The organism is Actinoplanes sp. NPDC048791, from assembly GCF_040650095.1.
Lineage (GTDB): Bacteria > Actinomycetota > Actinomycetes > Mycobacteriales > Micromonosporaceae > Actinoplanes.
Genome location: NZ_JBEZGQ010001052.1, coordinates 1 through 2798, shown reverse-complemented (window position 1 = coordinate 2798; position 2798 = coordinate 1). Strand labels below are relative to the sequence as shown.

General features: G+C 70.1%; 4 protein-coding genes. 2 read left to right on the top strand and 2 right to left on the bottom strand.

Annotated features, from left to right (window positions below; genetic code table 11):
* Together AB0C29_RS41975 and AB0C29_RS41970 are read left to right on the top strand one after the other, a co-directional pair.
* Positions 1-512 (top strand): transcriptional regulator (locus AB0C29_RS41975; RefSeq protein WP_360832991.1); only part of this gene is annotated, 512 nt, incomplete at its 5' end.
* Positions 513-545: 33 nt separating this feature from the next.
* Positions 546-1013 carry a DUF3291 domain-containing protein gene (locus AB0C29_RS41970; RefSeq protein ID WP_360832988.1) on the top strand — a complete coding sequence of 156 codons (468 nt, stop codon included), beginning with the start codon at positions 546-548 and terminating at the stop codon, positions 1011-1013.
* A 3-nt stretch (positions 1014-1016) separates the two neighbouring features.
* Here AB0C29_RS41970 and AB0C29_RS41965 read toward each other — a convergent pair whose 3' ends face one another.
* Both AB0C29_RS41965 and AB0C29_RS41960 read right to left on the bottom strand, forming a co-directional pair.
* Positions 1017-1859, bottom strand: a complete 843-nt coding sequence (locus tag AB0C29_RS41965; RefSeq protein WP_360832985.1) for a carbohydrate ABC transporter permease — start codon at positions 1857-1859, stop codon at positions 1017-1019.
* Positions 1859-2798 (bottom strand): sugar ABC transporter permease (locus AB0C29_RS41960; protein ID WP_360832982.1); only part of this gene is annotated, 940 nt, incomplete at its 5' end. The genes AB0C29_RS41965 and AB0C29_RS41960, both read right to left, overlap by 1 nt.

The following is a 2798-nucleotide window of genomic DNA, read 5'->3' as shown; positions in this document are numbered from 1 at the left end:
GCACCCTGGCCGCGTTCCACCTGGACAAGCTGGTCGACGCCGGCCTGCTGGAGGTCTCCTACGCCCGCCGCTCCGGCCGCACCGGACCCGGCGCGGGCCGCCCGGCCAAGCTCTACCGGGCCTCCGCCGCCGAGCACGCGGTCAGCGTGCCGCCGCGTGACTACCGGACGGCCGCCGAACTGCTGGCCGAGTCGGTGGAGCGCAGCGGCGCCGACACCGCCCTGTTCGACGTGGCGCGCGAGCACGGCCGCCGCACACCACCCGGCACCGACGTCCGGGAGCTGTTGACGGCGCACGGCTATCTGCCGGTCGAGACGCCGGCCGGGTTCCAGCTGACCAACTGCCCGTTCCACCGGCTCGCCGAGCAGTTCCCGCCGCTGATCTGCGGCATGAACCTGGCCATGGTCAGCGGTCTGCTGGAGGGGGCCGGCGCGGCCGGCGGCTGGCAGGCCCGGATGGACGCCGCTCCCGGCCGCTGCTGTGTCGTGGTGTCTAAAAACAATTCTGATTGACAGTAGAGAGGAGGGTCTGCTGTGCTGCTGGGTATGACGAGCGCATTCCACCTGGCCCAGTTCAACGTCGCCCGCCTCCGCGCCCCGCTCACCGATCCGTCCATCGCCGGGTTCGTGACCGGTCTGGAGATCATCAACGCCCTGGCCGACTCGGCCCCCGGCTTCGTCTGGCGGCTGGCCGAGGGCCCGGACGGCGACGCCACCACCGTCCGGCCGCTGGACCCGGACGTGATCGTCACGCTGTCGGTGTGGGACTCGATCGAATCGCTGCGCGCGTTCTCGTACCAGAGCGCCCACCTGGACTATCTGCGCCGCCGCCGCGACTGGTTCCTCCCGCACGACCGGCCGGCCTCGCTGGTCCTGTGGTGGATCCCGGCCGGCCACGTCCCCACCGTCGACGAGGCGTGCGAGCGCCTCGACCTGGTCGCGGCCGGTCCGTCACCGGAGGCGTTCACGTTCCGGCAGACCTTCCCGGCTCCCGAGCTCACCACCCGGCGCTGAGGATCACCCCTTCAGGCCGCTGAAGGTCATGGTGGCGATGAACCGCTTCTGGGCCACCAGGAACGCGATGATCAGCGGCATCGTGGCGATCACGTTGCCGGCCATCAGCTGCGACCATTCCGTGCGCCGGGTGCCCTGGAAGCTGGCCAGCCCGACCTGCAGCGTGAACCGGTTGTCGTCGCTGATCGCCACCAGCGGCCAGAGCAGGTCGTTCCAGCTCGACAGCAGCGTGAAGATGGCCAGCGTGGCCAGCGCCGGGCGGGCCAGCGGCAGCACCACGCTGATGAACGTGCGCAACGTGCTGCAACCGTCGAGGCGGGCCGCCTCCTCCAGCTCGACCGGCAGCGACAGGAAGAACTGCCGCATCAGGAAGATGCCGAACGCGGACGCCAGCCACGGCACGAACGCGGCGGCCAGGGTGTCGACGATGCCGGCCCGGGCGAACATCAGGTACGTCGGGATCATCAGCAGCTGCATCGGGATCATCACCGTGGCCACGACGGCGAGGAAGGCCAGGCCGCGCCCGGCGAACTTGAGCCGGGCGAAGCCGTAGCCGGCCAGCGAGCAGAGGATCAGGTGCGAGACCACCGCGATGCCCGACACCAGCACGGTGTTGGCGAACCAGCGCACGATGTGCGACTCGTTCAGCAGCGCGCGGTACCCGCTGAGGTGCAGGCTGGTGGGGATGAACCTCGGCGGGAACTGGTTGATCTCCTGCGCGGTCATGAACGAGGTCAGGACCATCTGCACCAGCGGCAGGACGAAGACCAGGGCCAGCGGCATGAGCAGCAGGTGCCAGGGGCTGAACGGCAGGCGGCGCCGCCGGAGGGAAACCGGGCTCGACATCAGAAGGCCCCCGATCCGGAACGGCGGTTGTACCAGATGACGCCCACGGTCAGCAGCATCGTCACGGCGAAGAGCAGGTAGGCGACGGCTGCGCCGTACCCCAGTCTCTGGGTCTGGAAAGCCAGCTCGTAGATGTAGTAGACGACGGTCTGGGTGCTGTTCAGCGGCCCGCCGCGGGTCGTGGTGTAGATCAGATCGAACAGCTGCATCGCCGTGATGGTCTGCCAGATCGCGGTGAAGACGGTGACCGGGCGCAGCTCCGGCAGCGTGATGTGCCGGAAGACGCGCCACTTGCCCGCGCCGTCCACGGTGGCCGCCTCGACCAGTTCCTTGGGGATGTCCTGCAGGGCGGCGAGGTAGATGACCGCGCAGAAGCCGACCTCACCCCAGAGCGCGATCAGGCAGATGACGATCAGCGCCTGGCCGGGGCTCTCCAGGAACTGCTGGGCCGGCAGCCCCAGCCGGCGCAACGCCTCGTTGGCCGCGCCGAACTGCGGGTTGAACACGAAGCTGGCCAGGATGCCGGTCGCCGCGGCCGACGCCACGTACGGCACGAAGATGCAGGTGCGGTAGAAGCCGATGAGCCGGATCTTCTGGTTCAGCGCCACCGCGATCAGGATGCCGAGCAGGATCGAGCCCGGCACGAACAGCACTGTCAGCACGAGGGTGTGCTGGGCCGCCGCGATCGCGTCGGGATCGGTCGCGATCCGCTGGTAGTTGCGCCAGCCGACGTCGGTGGCCGGCGCGATCCCGTTCCACTTGGTCCGCGAGATGAAGAAGGCCCAGACCGCCGGGAAGATCGACAGGCCGACCACCAGCAGGGTCGCCGGCCCGGCGAACCCCCACCCGGTCAGCGAGCGGCGGGCCGCCCGGCCGCGCGCCGAACGCGGCCGGGGTTCCTCGGGGCTGCGCGTACGCGGCGTCGCGGCGAACGTGAGC

Excerpts from the sequence above, each read along its gene's own strand:
- AB0C29_RS41970 (WP_360832988.1), top strand. The coding sequence starts at position 546 with ATGACGAGCGCATTCCACCTGGCCCAGTTCAACGTCGCCCGCCTCCGC.
- AB0C29_RS41965 (WP_360832985.1), bottom strand. The coding sequence starts at position 1,859 with ATGTCGAGCCCGGTTTCCCTCCGGCGGCGCCGCCTGCCGTTCAGCCCC.